This window comes from Phyllobacterium sp. A18/5-2 (assembly GCF_025452215.1).
Taxonomy (GTDB): Bacteria; Pseudomonadota; Alphaproteobacteria; order Rhizobiales; family Rhizobiaceae; genus Phyllobacterium; species Phyllobacterium sophorae.
Genome location: NZ_CP104966.1, coordinates 1,290,528 through 1,305,371, shown reverse-complemented (window position 1 = coordinate 1,305,371; position 14,844 = coordinate 1,290,528). Strand labels below are relative to the sequence as shown.

Genomic DNA, 14,844 nt, shown 5'->3' with positions numbered 1-14,844 from the left:
ATGAAATGGCCCGGGTTTTCCGGGCCTTTTTGAATCTATCGGTCAATCGACGCGCTGTCGGAATTCAGAAAATTACGTGGAAAGCTTTCCATCTTTGCTGAACTTGCGCTAAGTACGCGCCATCCCGACTAGAGCGCTCTTCAATCAACGAGGTTTCCCAGCATGGTATCGAAAAAGCTCCTTCTTCTCCCTGGCGACGGCATTGGACCCGAGGCAATGGCCGAAGTCCGCAAGATCATCGCATATATGAACGCCGAGCTGGAAAGCGGCTTCGAGCTGGACGAGGGGCTGGTTGGCGGCTCTGCCTATGACGCCCATGGCCTGGCGATTTCGGAAGCCGATATGGCCAAAGCATTGGCCTCCGATGCCGTCCTGTTTGGTGCCGTTGGTGGCCCGAAGTGGGACAGCGTTCCTTATGACGTGCGCCCGGAAGCAGGACTCCTGCGCTTGCGCAAGGATATGGAACTATTCGCAAATCTGCGCCCGGCAATCTGCTATCCGGCTTTGGCCGATTCATCGTCCCTCAAGAAGGAAATCGTGGAGGGTCTGGATATTCTGATTGTGCGCGAATTGACCGGGGGCGTTTACTTCGGCGAGCCGAAGGAAATCCGCGATTTGGGCAATGGCCAGAAGCGTGGCATCGATACCCAGGTCTATGACACGTACGAGATCGAGCGGATTTCCGGCGTTGCCTTCGAACTGGCGCGCACGCGCGGCAACAAGGTGACGTCGATGGAAAAGCGCAACGTCATGAAGTCGGGCGTCCTGTGGAACGAAGTCGTTACGGCGACTCACAAGGCGAAATATGCCGACGTCACGCTCGAACATATGCTGGCCGATGCGGGTGGCATGCAACTCGTCCGCTGGCCCAAGCAGTTCGACGTGATCGTTACGGATAACCTGTTCGGCGATATGCTTTCCGATATCGCTGCGATGCTCACAGGATCACTTGGTATGCTTCCGTCGGCATCACTGGGCGCTCCCGACGCCAGGACTGGCAGCCGCAAGGCACTTTACGAGCCGGTGCATGGGTCAGCGCCGGACATTGCCGGTACTGGTGCGGCCAATCCGATCGCCATGATCGCTTCCTTCGCCATGTGCCTGCGTTATTCCTTCAACATGGTTGTCGAGGCCGACAGGCTGGAGGCTGCGATTGCCGGCGTGCTTGATGACGGGATTCGCACCGCAGACATCATGTCGGAAGGCAAGACCAGAGTTGGCACCACCGAAATGGGTGATGCCATTCTGGCCAAGTTCAAGGCATTGGCCGCCTGATCCGGAAAATCTGAACTATGAAAAAGCCCGGCGCGATCACTCGCGCCGGGCTTTTGTTGTGTTTGCCGACTACTTGATTGCGTCGAGATCGGTGTCTTTCGTATCCCGTACGAAGATGAGACCGATAACCAGGGTCATCGCCGCGATGACGATCGGATACCAGAGGCCATAATAAATATCGCCCTTGGCCGCGCTCATCGCGAAGACTGTTGCCGGAAGCAGACCACCGAACCAGCCGTTACCGATGTGATATGGCAAGGACATGCCCGTGTAGCGGATGCGGGTCGGGAACATTTCGACCAGAATCGCCGCAATCGGCCCATAGACCATGGTCACATAGATCACGAGCACAAACAGGATCGCAATGACCTTTGGCCAGCTGACGGCAGCCGGATCGGCAACCATCTTAAATGCGCCAGCGCCGGGAACCGTGTAGACCGGAACCTCGGTCGCGCCGGCCGCCTCTTCTGCGGTCAGGAGCTTGTCCTTGATCGCCTGATCGACAGGAACCATGGTCTTTGCACCTCCACGGATCGCGGCCGGGTCGAGCGCTAGTTTCGGATTGGCAGCGATCAATGCATCAAGCTTCGAGATCGACCACCTTGACTGGATCGCGGACGAGGGGATAGCCGCCGTCCTGAAGCGCTACGTTGATGCCCTTTGCAAAAGCGGTTTCCTTTGCCTTTGCATCGGCTCCAGCGGCAACGGCGTCGTAGGATTCGACCGTTTCATTACCGATCTTGACTGTGGCTGCCGTGCCGGGTGCTGCGGTGGCAACAACGTCATAGGGAACCGAGTTGCGGGTCAGGAACGATGTCGCGATGTCGCAGGACGTGGTGAACTTCGCCGTGCCCGTCGGGTTGAACTGGAACTTGCAGTCGCCGGGTGCCGCGGTGACGGTCGCGCGAACATTCTGCTGCGCGGCGGCAAGTGCCGGATTTGCAGCCCAGGTCAAGGCCTTGAACAACGGGAAGTAGGTGAAGATGGCAAGTGCAAGTCCGGCCATGATGATTGGCTTACGGCCGATCTTGTCGGACAGCCAGCCGAAGAATACGAAGAAACCGGTGCCGAGCAAGAGTGCTATTGCAATCATGATGTTGACCGACTGCGCGTCGACCTTCAGCACATTCTGCAAAAAGAACAGCGCATAGAACTGCCCAGAATACCAGACGACAGCCTGACCTGCAGTGAGCCCGAAAAGCGCGAGCAAAGCAATCCTGGCATTCTTCCATTGGCCGAAAGCCTCGGAAAGCGGAGCCTTGGAGCCCTTGCCTTCTTCCTTCATCTTCTTGAAGGCAGGTGATTCACTCAAGGACAGTCGAATCCACACGGAAATTCCGAGAAGAACAAATGAAAGCAAGAACGGAATGCGCCAGCCCCAAGCAGCAAATGCTTCCTTGCTGAGCGAATTCTGGATGATCAGGATGACGATAAGCGAGAGGAACAAACCAAGGGTGGCCGTAGTCTGAATCCATGATGTGTAATAGCCGCGTCTGTTACTCGGCGCGTGTTCGGCGACGTAGGTTGCCGCACCGCCATATTCACCGCCCAGAGCAAGACCTTGAAGCATGCGCAGGGCGATCAGGATGATCGGTGCGGCAATGCCCCAGCTGGCTGATCCCGGGAGTACACCAACCAGGAAGGTTGACAAACCCATGATGAGGATGGTGACAAGGAATGTATACTTGCGGCCGACCAGATCGCCGATGCGGCCAAAGACAAGCGCGCCGAAGGGCCGGACAAGAAAACCCGCCGCAAAGGCGAGCAGCGCAAAGATATTGCGGGTTGCTTCCGGATACTCACTAAAAAAGGCAGCGCCGATAAAGGCGGCGAGAGAACCATAAAGATAAAAATCGTACCACTCGAAAACAGTCCCGAGCGAAGAAGCGAAGATAACCTTCTTTTCTTCCCTCGTCATTCCCCGACTAGAACTGTCGGCCACAGACGTGGTTGCCATTACTATTCCTCCCAGATAACCGCAGTTAAACCGAGAACGCGATCAGTTTTACCCCTCGATCATGTTCTCAACCATTGACATTGCGCATGGCCGTTTGCCGCGATTGCTTGTTGCGGCAAACCACGCGCCGGTGAACGGCCCTCGGAATTTTCTCCCCCAAAGGTCACGCACCTGATGCACGCGCGGAGTGTTCAACAAATATTGCTGAAAGCAAAGCCCGCATCTTACGTCAATTGTCTAAAATTGTGCGTAACACGACATATTCTTCTCTTTTGATGAGACAATTGACTCTTTTCGGAAACCGCGTACAAGCACAATCGGACAAGGAGACACCCAGGTGGGTAGCGAATCAAAAGCGCTGTTTTCGACGAACGATACCGGCAGGATTGCCGGATGCGCTGGTGCGCCTGCTCTTTTCCGCAAAATTTCGGCCAAACAGACTGCGAAAACGACCACCAAAACGGTCTGATTTCCCTTGGCCTGCTCGCCCCCTCCCGGGTCCGGCCCGGGGGAAAAGACCCGCAGTGGCCAGCGGGTTTCTGAACAGCTGAGAGGGACAGGAGATACACAGATGAGTTTCAAGGTTGCAGTTGTTGGCGCCACGGGCAATGTGGGCCGCGAAATGCTTACAATACTGGAGGAGCGCGGCTTCCCCGTCAGTGAAGTCGTTGCACTCGCGCTCGCGCCGGTCGCAGGGGACCGAAGTGTCCTTTGGTGACAAAACGCTTAAGGTCAAGGCGCTGGATACCTTTGACTTTTCCGATACGGATATCTGCCTCATGTCGGCAGGCGGCAATATTTCCAAGGAATGGTCACCCAAGATCGGCGCGCAAGGCTGCGTCGTCATCGATAATTCCTCGGCCTGGCGCTACGATTCCAACGTACCGCTGATCGTGCCGGAAGTGAATCCCGACGCGATTTCCGGTTTCACCAAGAAGAACATCATTGCCAATCCGAATTGCTCGACCGCACAGCTTGTCGTTGCCCTGAAGCCTTTGCATGACAAGGCAAGGATCAAGCGTGTCGTTGTCTCGACCTATCAATCCGTGTCGGGTGCCGGCAAGGAAGGCATGGACGAGCTGTTCGAACAGTCCCGCGCAGTGTTCGTTGCCGATCCGGTGACAGCGAGGAAGTTCACCAAGCGCATCGCCTTCAATGTGATTCCGCACATCGACGTGTTCATGGAAGATGGCTACACCAAGGAAGAGTGGAAGATGGTCGCCGAGACCAAGAAGATGCTCGATCCCAAGATCAAGCTCACGGCGACCTGCGTGCGCGTTCCGGTTTTCATTGGTCATTCGGAAGCGGTCAACATCGAATTCGAAAGCCCGATGAGTGCAGAAGAAGCCCGGGAAATCCTGAGCGATGCGCCAGGTTGCCTGGTCATCGATCGCCATGAAGATGGCGGCTATATAACGCCATATGAAGCTGCGGGCGAGGATGCGACCTATATTTCGCGTATCCGTGAGGATATCACGGTCGAAAACGGTCTTTCGATCTGGATTGTATCGGACAATCTGCGCAAGGGCGCCGCGCTCAATACGATCCAGATTGCAGAGCTTCTGGTTGCACGCGGGCTGATTCAGCCGAAGAAGATTGCAGCCTGATCGCATAGCGCAATCGGCACAGAAAGGGCGCGGGATATCGCGCCCTTTATTTTGTCTCTCCGATGCTAGCGACGAGATTATCTCGCATCGTGATCAGTTCGGACCGCAGTGACTGCGCTTCGTCCATGCTACAGCCAAATGCCTGACCCATGGCGACAGGCACAGCTTCGGCACGCTCGCGCATCTTGCGGCCCTCATTTGTCAATCCAATCAGGACCTGTCGCTCGTCAACGGTGTTGCGCCGTCTTGTAATCAGACCTGCCGTTTCAAGGCGTTTCAACAGGGGTGTCAGTGTGCCTGAATCAAGGCTGAGCTTGTCGCCTATGGCCTTCACTGTCTGATTTTCCTGCTCCCACAATACCACCATCACCAGATATTGCGGATAGGTCAGCCCAAGCGCAGCAAGGCGCGGCTGATAGGCGCGCGTAACCGCATTTGCGGTGGAGTAAATGGCGAAACAAAGAAAGTTCGACAGCTTCAGCTGCGACTCCTGCGCGTTTCCTATCGCATTTTCCATCCTGGTCACTCCTACCGGTTCGGTCTGCGCAAGATAGCCAAACGCATTAGATTGCGCATCATTTAATTTTTCGCCACTCGTAACAAAATTTCTATTGCACACAATTAAATTGTGTGCAATCTAATCAAGCAAATCCAGTCAGGGAAACAAACCAATGAGCATTCTCTATACGACAAAGGCGACAGCAACCGGCGGCCGTGATGGCCGCGCCACCAGCGAAGATGGCCGGTTGGCCGTCACGCTTTCGACCCCCAGGGAACTTGGCGGCAATGGTGCCGAGGGGACCAACCCCGAGCAGCTCTTTGCGGCCGGCTATTCCGCTTGCTTCCTCGGCGCAATCAAATATGTAGCCTCGCAAAAGAAGGTCAAACTGTCGGAGGACACAGGAGTCACCGCCACAGTCGGCATTGGTCCCCGCGACGATGGCAAGGGTTTTGGCCTCGATGTCGCGCTGGCTGTCACTCTGCCAGGTGTGGAAGCGGAACAAGCGCGCGAAATCGTCGATGGCGCACACGTGGTCTGCCCCTATTCCGAAGCAACCCGCAGCAATCTGAATGTACGTATTTCAATTAATTGACACCCTGGGTTGTCAAGCTAGGGTCAACTGGACCAGTATCATGAGCAATTCTCATTTGACGTCACGCCGTTCCTTCCTGACCGCCGGCGCGGGCCTTATTGCCGCCGCCAGCTTTCCAGCGAGCGGTGCAATGGCGGCGCAGACACCCAAGACATCAAAATCCAGCCAACCAGTGAAAGGACACAATGCGATGACCACGATCACGACAAAAGACGGAACCGAGATCTATTACAAGGATTGGGGCAAGGGACAGCCGGTCGTCTTCAGCCATGGCTGGCCGCTCACTGCTGATGCCTGGGAAGACCAGATGTTCTTTCTGGCGTCGCATGGCTACCGGGCAATCGCCCATGACCGCCGCGGCCATGGTCGTTCGAGTCAGCCGTGGAACGGCAATGACATGGACCAATACGCCGACGATCTGGCAGAGCTGTTTGAAAAGCTCGATCTGAAGAACGCAATCATGATCGGTCATTCGACGGGCGGTGGCGAAGTGGCGCGCTATATCGGTCGTCATGGCACGAAACGAGTCGCCAAAGCGGTGCTGGTCGGCGCCGTCCCGCCGTTGATGCTGAAGACCGACGCCAATCCGGAAGGCCTGCCGATCGATGTCTTCAATGGCATCCGCGACGGTGTCATCGCGGACCGCTCGCAGTTCTTCAAGGATCTGTCATTGCCGTTCTATAGCTACAATCGGCCCGGTGCAAAAGCCTCTGAAGGTGTCAGGGATTCCTTCTGGCTGCAGGGTATGATGGCAGGGATGCCAGCTTCCTATTTCTGCATCAAGGCGTTCTCGGAAACCGACTTCACTGAAGACCTCAAGAAAATTGACGTGCCGACATTGTTCATCCACGGCGATGACGACCAGATCGTGCCGATTGACGATGCCGCCCGCAAAGCGGTCAAGCTTGTCAAGAATGCCACACTGAAGGTCTATCCGGGCGCTCCGCATGGTCTTGCGACGACCCACAAGGACCAGCTCAACGAAGATTTGCTGGCCTTCGCCAAAGCCTGATCTGGCTCAAGCAAGCCCACGTTTCTCGATCATTGCATCGGGCGTGGGCATCTTGCCGCGGAAAGCCTTGTAAAGCTCTTCCGGATCACGGCTTCCTCCCGCCGAATAGATATACTGCTTCAGCTTTGCCGCGAGATCGGCGTTGAAAACATCGCCGGTTTCCTCAAATGCCTTGAAGGCATCCGCATCGAGTACTTCCGACCACATATAGGAATAGTAGCCGGCCGAATAGCCATCGCCGGAGAACACGTGCGTGAAATGCGGCGTGCGGTGACGCATGATGATCGCATCCGGCATCTCCAACTGTTTCAATGTTTCCGCTTCGAACTTGATCGGATCGGCTGGTGGTGTGCCGTCAGCATGGAACGCCATGTCCACCAATGCGGAAGAGGTGAACTCCACCGTATTGAACCCTGCATTGAACGTGTTCGCTGCCAGCACCTTGTCGAGTAGCGCCTTCGGCATGGCTTCGCCCGTGCGGTAGTGGATGGCATATTTTTCCAGGATAGCCGGTACGGTCAACCAATGCTCGTAAAGCTGCGATGGCAGTTCGACAAAGTCGCGCGATACCGATGTGCCGGAAATAGCGGGCCAGGTGACGTCCGACAAAAGCCCATGCAACGCGTGGCCGAATTCGTGAAACAGTGTTCGCGCGCCATCGAGCGAAAGCAAAGCGGGTTCGCCCTTGGGTGGCTTGGCGAAATTCATGACGTTATAAATGATTGGCTTGTGTTCGCCGTCGAGCTTGTGCTGCGATTGCAAGGCGCTCATCCAGGCGCCCGAGCGTTTCGATTGACGATTGAAATAGTCGCCAAGGAAGAGACCCCGCTTGCTGCCATCCGGATTAAGGACTTCCCAGACGCGCACATCAGGATGCCAAGTCGGGATGCCGGTTTTCTCTTCGAAACGGATACCGAACAGGCGTGTGGCGACATCGAAGCAGGCCTCGATGATCTTCTCCAACTGCAGATAGGGCTTCAACTCGGTCTCATCGAAGGCAAAGCGCTCATTGCGCAGCTTTTCAGCGTAGTACCGCCAGTCCCATGGCTCAACCTTGTGGTTGTGGCCTTCACCAGCAATGAGCCGTTGCAGGTCGATTTCTTCTTCGGCGGCGCGTGATCGCGCTTTGTCCCATACTGGTTCCAGCAGGTCCATGACTGCTTTTGGTGTTTTGGCCATCGTATCGTCGAGCTTATAGGCAGCAAAACTCTGATAACCCAAAAGCCCGGCCTTCTCGGCGCGCAACTTCACCATCTCGGCAACGATGCGGGTATTGTCCGTTTCACCGCCATTCTCGCCGCGCGCTGCCCACGCCCTGAAGGCCTTCTCGCGCAAGGCGCGGTTTTGGGAAAAGGACAGAAAGGGCTCGATGATCGAACGCGACAGCGTAACCGCCCATGCATCAGCACGGTCGCGCTCCTCGGCCGCGCCGCGCATCGCGTCGCGCACGAAGTTTGGCAGGCCGGCCAATTCCGTTTCATCCGTAATGAACAGCGCCCAGTCGGCCTCATCCTTCAGGACATTCTGACCGAATTGCGCTCCAAGACTTGCAAGTCTCTCATTAATGTCGGCAAGCCGCGCCTTGCCTTGCACATCCAGCCTTGCACCGCTGCGCACAAAACCTTTCCACGTTTTCTCCAGCACGCGGTCGGTTTCAGGGTCGAGACCGAGCAGGTCGCGCTGTTGGTAGAGAGAGTCGATGCGGGCGAAGAGCAGTGGATTCATCATGATCGATGAAGAATGCCGTGACATTTTGGGGGCAATGACCCGTTCCAGCGCCTGGATCTTGTCATTGGTGTGGGCTCCGGCCCTCAGCCAGAAAATTGCCGAAACACGGTCAAGGGCCTTGCCTGAGAGTTGTAATGCCTTCAGTGTATTCTCGATTGTCGGGGCCTCGTGATGAGTCACAATCGCTTCGATATCTGCCAGATCAGATGTGAGAGCCGCGTCGAAGACGTCAGCGAAATCATCGTCTTTGAAAGCTGTGAAATCTGGCAATCCCAGAGGGCCAGTCCATTCGGTCAGTGCGGGATTGATGGCCGGTTTTGTCGAGGACATGGGGCGCTCCGTCATATGGCAAGAACAGTTTGGTTCCAACATCTAGGACGGCGACGCGATGGCCACAAGCGGGAGGGGCGATAAAGTATGTCTCCGGCGCGAAACAAAAGGCGGGGCAGGGCCCCGCTCTATTGCGTTGAGAACTATCAGCTGTTGCGCTTGCGGGCAGCAAGTGTGCGCAAGCGCAATGCGTTGAGGCGAATAAACCCGGCTGCATCCTTTTGGTCGTAGGCGCCGCGGTCATCCTCGAAGGTTACAAGCGCATCGGAATAGAGTGACTTCTTCGATTTGCGGCCGGACACCATGACATTGCCCTTGTAGAGCTTCAAACGAACGGTGCCTTCGACATCTTCCTGGCTCTTGTCGATCATCGCCTGAAGCATTTCGCGCTCCGGCGAGAACCAGAAGCCGCTATAGATGAGCTCAGCGTAACGTGGCATGAATTCATCCTTCAAATGAGCCGCACCGCGATCGAGAGTGATTGATTCCATGGCACGGTGCGCGGCCAAGAGAATCGTGCCGCCCGGTGTTTCATAGACACCGCGTGATTTCATGCCGACGAAACGGTTCTCAACCAGATCAAGACGTCCGATGCCATTGTCACGGCCCAGATCATTGAGTGTCTTTAGCAGCGTTGCCGGTGAAAGCGGCTTGCCGTCGATGGCGACTGCATCGCCCTTCTCAAAGGCGATCTCGATTTCCGTCACCTTGTCGGGCGCATCCATCGGTGAGATGGTGCGCTGGTGCACATATTCCGGCGCTTCCTGCCACGGATCCTCAAGAACCTTGCCTTCGGACGACGAGTGCAGAAGGTTGGCATCGACCGAGAACGGCGCTTCACCGAGCTTGTCCTTGGCGATCGGGATCTGATGCTCGCGAGCAAATTCCAGCAGATCCGTGCGGGATTTGAAGGTCCAGTCGCGCCAAGGGGCGATTACCTTGATATCGGGATTGAGCGCGTAGGCAGATAGTTCGAAGCGCACCTGATCGTTGCCCTTGCCGGTCGCACCATGGGAGATGGCATCAGCGCCAGTGCGGGCAGCAATCTCCACGAGATGCTTGGAAATCAGCGGGCGGGCGATGGAAGTGCCGAGCAGATAGACACCCTCGTAGACAGCATTGGCGCGGAACATCGGGAAAACAAAGTCACGCACGAATTCTTCGCGCACGTCCTCGATATAAATTTCCTTGATGCCAAGCATCTCAGCTTTCTTGCGCGCCGGCTCGAGTTCCTCGCCCTGGCCAAGGTCGGCGGTGAAAGTCACGACTTCGGCGCCGAGTTCCGTCTGCAGCCATTTCAGGATGATCGATGTATCGAGACCGCCCGAGTAGGCCAGCACGACTTTCTTGACGTCTTTCCACTTGTTCATTGTATTTCCCTGAATATTGACCGCCATGAGGCGCGATAGGCATCTGTTGCGGGTCTTTTAGCAGTTGGTGCGATGTTGGCAAGTTTTGCCTTGCAACGAACGATAGCGCGCTTGGCTATTTTCGAGTTCCGATCCAGCCATGCTGACCATACCGCTCGCGCGCCTCGATCAGTTGACGAGATTTGAGCGCAGCAATGAAGGGTTGCCATTGGACACGACGCCAGCCGGCGACAACCTCTTCGACGGAGAATCCTTGTGTGCCGAGCGTGTCTGCGACCGATTTCTCGTTGGTCATCACCAACTTGATTTCCGGAGCTATCCCGGCCGCAGGAAAATGGCGCGTCTGCTTGAAAGGCGTGTCGCGATTTGTATGCAGACGGACTTTTGCCGCATCAAGGTGAGAGCCAATGAATAAAACTTCATTTTCAGGCAGATGGAGAGAGGTTGCCTTCGCAGCCAGAGCTTCACCAATGTCAGGCAACAGGAGGCCACTCAGGATCGGCGTGGCGATAAATACGCCTCCAAGCAGTAGAAGCGCGAAACACAACACCAGTTGGTCAGTCCTGGCGTTGCTGCTCGAGAGCCAGAGAGCAGCCAGCCCCATGAACGTTGCTATCGTGAGACCAACAATGATGACCGGTGAGAGAAGGAGCAATCCAATTATTAGAACTACTGCCAGCACGCCGGCAGTCAGGATTATGCACAAACGCAAAACCACCCGCAACAGATTGTCTGACCTTTGGTCCATAACGCTTTGCAGTGCGCATGCCAGAAGTACGCATACCAGCGGTACGACGGGCATGACATAGCGGTGAGACGTGTATTCTGCGAGGGCAAATATGATGGCAACGCTAGCGATCCAGCCGGCGATGAATGGGGCGCCTTCAACCGAACTCAAATTTGGACGCTTGCCGCTCGTCCTGCTGCCGACAAGGAGCATGATAAGCCACAGAACAACAGGTAGAAACAGCCCGGCGAGATTGTCACCCATACCGTTCAGAAAGGTGCTTATGCCGAAGGTAACTTTTTCGGAAATCTGGTCACCGACAAAGTCCGAGGCGAGTTCCCGTGATGCGGTGAAAGATTGATAAACAAACCATGCACCGGACAGCATGAACGAAGGCAATATTGCCACGGGGACCCAAAGCCGGCGCGCACGCTGGCGCATTGAAGGTAAGCCAACGCTAAAAGCAACGACATAGGTCACCATGGCCAGCGGCAGCAGGCCCTTGGTGAGAACGGCCAACCCGGTACCGCCATATGCAAGCAGGCCGTAATAGGTCTGGCGATCTTGGCGGAAGAGGAGGCAAGTGAACCCGATGAAGCTCAAAAGCATGAACAATGTCAGCGGTAGATCTGGAATTGCGTTGATGCTTGCGCGCAGGAAAACAAAATTGCAGGCAAGCATCGCGGCTGCGAGCAATGCCGTTTGGTCACTGCGGGACAGCATGTGGGTGAATTGGAATGTCGCGAAAAGGATTGTGGCGCCACCGATCAGCCAGAAGAACCGTGAGCCGAGCACGGAGATGCCAAAAATCTTCATGCCAGCGAGGCTCATCCAGTAGGTGAAGGGCGGCTTTTTCAGCCGCACCTCACCCTCTGCAGTGTGCGGGGTGAGGTAATCGCCGCTTTGGATCATTATCACTGCGCCATTGGAGTAGTAGCGCTCGTCGGGGAAATGTAGAACGAGGCTTGAGCAAAGCGGCAAGAGGCCGACAATGAACGCCAAGGCAAGAAAAACAACCAGTTTGGTTCTCGATATCCTATCGTATCGAAGGCCCGGATGATCGGCCGCTATCGTGGCGGTGTCATTCTGAAACATCAGTTATCTATGGCATCTGTCCCTGTCGTTCGGCTTCATATCCGTATCAATGGCTATCCCCAACGTAAAGATGCAATTGTAATAAGATTGAGTGGAGGGGAGCCTGAAAATCGCGCCGGACCGTCTTAGGCCGGATAGAATCGGCTGGTAAGAACTTCGCTCTGCCAGGTCATGCCCGGGAATACGGTTTGTGGGACACAGGATTCTTGCATGCGATGTTCTGCCTTGCTTAAACCGGATGGCCAAGTTCGAGCTTTCGCGTTAGGTTTCGGCAGTTTCAGACGGAGCCCACAATGAACTTCATCCCAGATTGGCCGATTATACTGCAGTTCGCTATCGCGACCTTCGTATTGTCTATTACGCCGGGGCCCGATATGACGCTTTTTGTCGGCAGGGCTCTGTCGGAAGGAAAGGCGGCGGGTTTTGCGTGTCTTGCGGGCGCGAGTAGCGGCATTGTCGTGCACACGACGATGGTTGCCGTTGGCCTATCGGCGCTCATTGTGGCTTCGCCGAGTGCGTTTTTTGCGCTGAAGATAGTGGGGGCGGCTTATCTTGTCTGGCTTGCCTATCAGGCCATTCGCAATGGATCAGCGTTCTCACCGGAAAAGCAAGCAGGGCAATCGCACACGCTGCTGCAAAACTGGCTGACCGGATTCGGGATAAACCTTCTGAATCCGAAGATCATCCTGTTCTTTATGACGTTTCTGCCGCAATTCGTATCGGCGAGTGATCCTCATGCTCCGGGCAAGCTGTTCTTCCTTGGTGTGCTATTCATCCCCTTGGCGCTTCCTGTGGTTGCGCCAATGATTATCGCCGCTGACACATTCTCAAAATTGCTCAAGAAGAATCCAACCGTGACGCGTATCACCGACTGGCTGTTCGCCGGGGTGTTCTCGGCGTTTGCGGCAAAGATCCTGATGGCACAGGCGAAGTAGCCTATCCTAGCCTTCGCGGTCGTCGGGACGTTGCACGATCAGACCCGCGCTGCGTCCCGAAATTAGCCAGTAGACGAAACCGCCGACAACACCGGTGGCAAGAATAGCTGCGAAGGTACTGATGTCTTCCGTTTGCGGCCGCCATTTCCAGACGATAACGAATACAGCCGTACCCGCGCCGCCCAGGGCGTAAAACAGCCAGTCACGCCAGCTCGTGAGCTCGGCATAGAGGATCAGGACAGCGGCAGGAATGAAAACGCTGTACCCGATGACCACGGCAAATGCCGGAACGGTCATATAGAGGAATGGGCCCTCATCACCAATCCACTCAGAGCCGCCGATGAGCAGCATATTGAGGAATATCGAGGCCGCAACAATGGCACAAATAAATCCAAAAATGATCAGCGCAAACCGGAATAGATAATGCAGGAGCTGGCTCAATCTTCGCCGTGCCCGGCAATCATGGCGGCTTCGAATGCCAGACGCTCCGTCTTTTTCATGCGCTCCGATTCCTGACTTCAACTGACCGCAAGCCGCCAGGATATCGCGACCGCGCGGTGTGCGGATTGGCGAGGCATAGCCGGCATTGTTGACGTAGTCTGCGAATTTCTCGATTTGCTCCCAATCGGAGCATTGGTAGTTGACGCCGGGCCACGGATTAAACGGGATCAGGTTTATTTTGGCCGGGATGCCCCTCAGAAGCCGCACCAGTTCCTTCGCATCCGCGAGCAGAGTCGTTGACGCCTTTGAGCATTACATATTCAAAAGTAATGCGCTTCGAGTTGGATAAGCTCGGATAGGCGCGGCATGCGTCGAGCAGTTCCTTCAGCGGATACTTCTTATTGATCGGTACCAGCATATCGCGCAAGTCGTCGTTTACCGCATGCAACGAGATTGCCAGCATGACGCCGATCTCCTCACCCGTACGATAAATCTCCGGTACGACACCGGAAGTCGAAAGCGTAATCCGCCGCTTGGATAGTGAGAGCCCGTCGCCGTCGGAGGCGATCAGCAGCGCTTTTTTCACATTCTCGAAATTGTAGAGGGGCTCGCCCATGCCCATCATGACAATATTGGAAACCTTACGGCCTTCGGCCGGAACGATGGCGCCATCAGGTGTATTTCTATCGGGAAAATCGCCGAGACGATCGCGCGCAATCAGCAATTGGGACAGAATCTCTTCCGCAGTCAAATTGCGAACCAGCTTCTGGGTTCCGGTATGGCAAAAGGAGCATGTGAGGGTGCAACCGACTTGGCTGGAGATACACAGCGTACCGCGACCTTCCTCGGGAATGTAAACAGTCTCGATCTCCACCGGCCTTCCAGCTCCGCGTGGCGGAAAGCGGAAAAGCCATTTGCGCGTACCGTCATTGGAAATCTGTTCTTCAACGATTTCCGGGCGCGCCACAGTAAAATGACGGGCAAGCAGTTCGCGCATGTCACGCGAAATGTTCAACATGTCGGCGAAATCAGATACACCTCGCACATAGAGCCAGTGCCAGAGCTGAGCGACCCGCATCTTTACTTGCCGCTCTGGTACACCAATGGCGATGAGGGCCTCGCCCATTTCCGCGCGCGACAAGCCAATCAGTGAAGGCACTTCCTTCATCGAAGCGAGGAATGCATCACGGGATTTGTCCCGGGCAACAGGAGGTGTCAGGTCAAGCGATACGGACATGGGGTTTTCTAACGTTCTTATCGGAAGCGCGGCTCA

The 14,844-nt window shown here is 55.6% G+C and carries 9 protein-coding genes and 3 pseudogenes; 5 read left to right on the top strand and 7 right to left on the bottom strand.

Going from position 1 to position 14,844, the window contains the following annotated elements:
• The first annotated feature begins 162 nt into the window (after nt 1–162).
• The gene (leuB, locus tag N8E89_RS06515) at nt 163–1,275 is read left to right on the top strand and encodes a 3-isopropylmalate dehydrogenase (RefSeq protein ID WP_113171540.1); all 1,113 of its coding nucleotides are present in this window, start codon (nt 163–165) and stop codon (nt 1,273–1,275) included.
• A 69-nt stretch (nt 1,276–1,344) separates the two neighbouring features.
• Here leuB and N8E89_RS06510 read toward each other — a convergent pair.
• Nucleotides 1,345–3,232, bottom strand: a pseudogene (locus tag N8E89_RS06510) (MFS transporter).
• A gap of 571 nt (nt 3,233–3,803) precedes the next feature.
• On the opposite strand from N8E89_RS06510, the pseudogene N8E89_RS06505 reads away from it, so the two are divergent.
• A pseudogene (locus tag N8E89_RS06505) lies at nt 3,804–4,839 on the top strand (aspartate-semialdehyde dehydrogenase).
• 46 nt (nt 4,840–4,885) lie between these two features.
• Here the strand turns inward: N8E89_RS06505 and N8E89_RS06500 are convergent.
• The gene (locus N8E89_RS06500) at nt 4,886–5,356 is read right to left on the bottom strand and encodes a MarR family winged helix-turn-helix transcriptional regulator (protein ID WP_113171551.1); all 471 of its coding nucleotides are present in this window, start codon (nt 5,354–5,356) and stop codon (nt 4,886–4,888) included.
• 154 nt (nt 5,357–5,510) lie between these two features.
• Between N8E89_RS06500 and N8E89_RS06495 the strand changes: the two genes are divergently transcribed.
• Both N8E89_RS06495 and N8E89_RS06490 read left to right on the top strand, forming a co-directional pair.
• On the top strand, nt 5,511–5,933 hold the full coding sequence (locus N8E89_RS06495; protein ID WP_113171537.1) for an organic hydroperoxide resistance protein: 423 nt from the start codon (nt 5,511–5,513) through the stop codon (nt 5,931–5,933).
• Nucleotides 5,934–6,123: 190 nt separating this feature from the next.
• Complete coding sequence (locus tag N8E89_RS06490; RefSeq protein ID WP_262261849.1) at nt 6,124–6,945, top strand: alpha/beta fold hydrolase; 822 nt, start codon at nt 6,124–6,126, stop codon at nt 6,943–6,945.
• Nucleotides 6,946–6,951: 6 nt separating this feature from the next.
• On the opposite strand, the gene N8E89_RS06485 is transcribed toward N8E89_RS06490, so the two are convergent.
• The 3 genes from N8E89_RS06485 to N8E89_RS06475 form a co-directional block, all read right to left on the bottom strand.
• Nucleotides 6,952–9,003: a M3 family metallopeptidase gene (locus tag N8E89_RS06485; RefSeq protein ID WP_262261482.1), complete on the bottom strand. Its 2,052-nt coding sequence runs from the start codon at nt 9,001–9,003 to the stop codon at nt 6,952–6,954.
• A 146-nt stretch (nt 9,004–9,149) separates the two neighbouring features.
• Nucleotides 9,150–10,373 (bottom strand): argininosuccinate synthase, encoded by a 1,224-nt coding sequence (locus tag N8E89_RS06480; RefSeq protein WP_262261480.1) that lies wholly within the window; start codon nt 10,371–10,373, stop codon nt 9,150–9,152.
• 115 nt (nt 10,374–10,488) lie between these two features.
• Nucleotides 10,489–12,195, bottom strand: coding sequence for an ArnT family glycosyltransferase (locus tag N8E89_RS06475; protein WP_262261479.1), 1,707 nt, complete (start codon nt 12,193–12,195; stop codon nt 10,489–10,491).
• Between the two features lie 293 nt (nt 12,196–12,488).
• Between N8E89_RS06475 and N8E89_RS06470 the strand changes: the two genes are divergently transcribed.
• Nucleotides 12,489–13,130, top strand: coding sequence for a LysE family translocator (locus N8E89_RS06470; protein WP_106662155.1), 642 nt, complete (start codon nt 12,489–12,491; stop codon nt 13,128–13,130).
• A gap of 6 nt (nt 13,131–13,136) precedes the next feature.
• Here N8E89_RS06470 and N8E89_RS06465 read toward each other — a convergent pair whose 3' ends face one another.
• On the bottom strand, nt 13,137–13,571 hold the full coding sequence (locus N8E89_RS06465; RefSeq protein WP_106662154.1) for a hypothetical protein: 435 nt from the start codon (nt 13,569–13,571) through the stop codon (nt 13,137–13,139).
• Nucleotides 13,568–14,808: pseudogene (rlmN, locus tag N8E89_RS06460) on the bottom strand (23S rRNA (adenine(2503)-C(2))-methyltransferase RlmN). Before rlmN ends, N8E89_RS06465 begins: the two are co-directional and overlap by 4 nt.
• Nucleotides 14,809–14,844 lie beyond the last annotated feature (36 nt).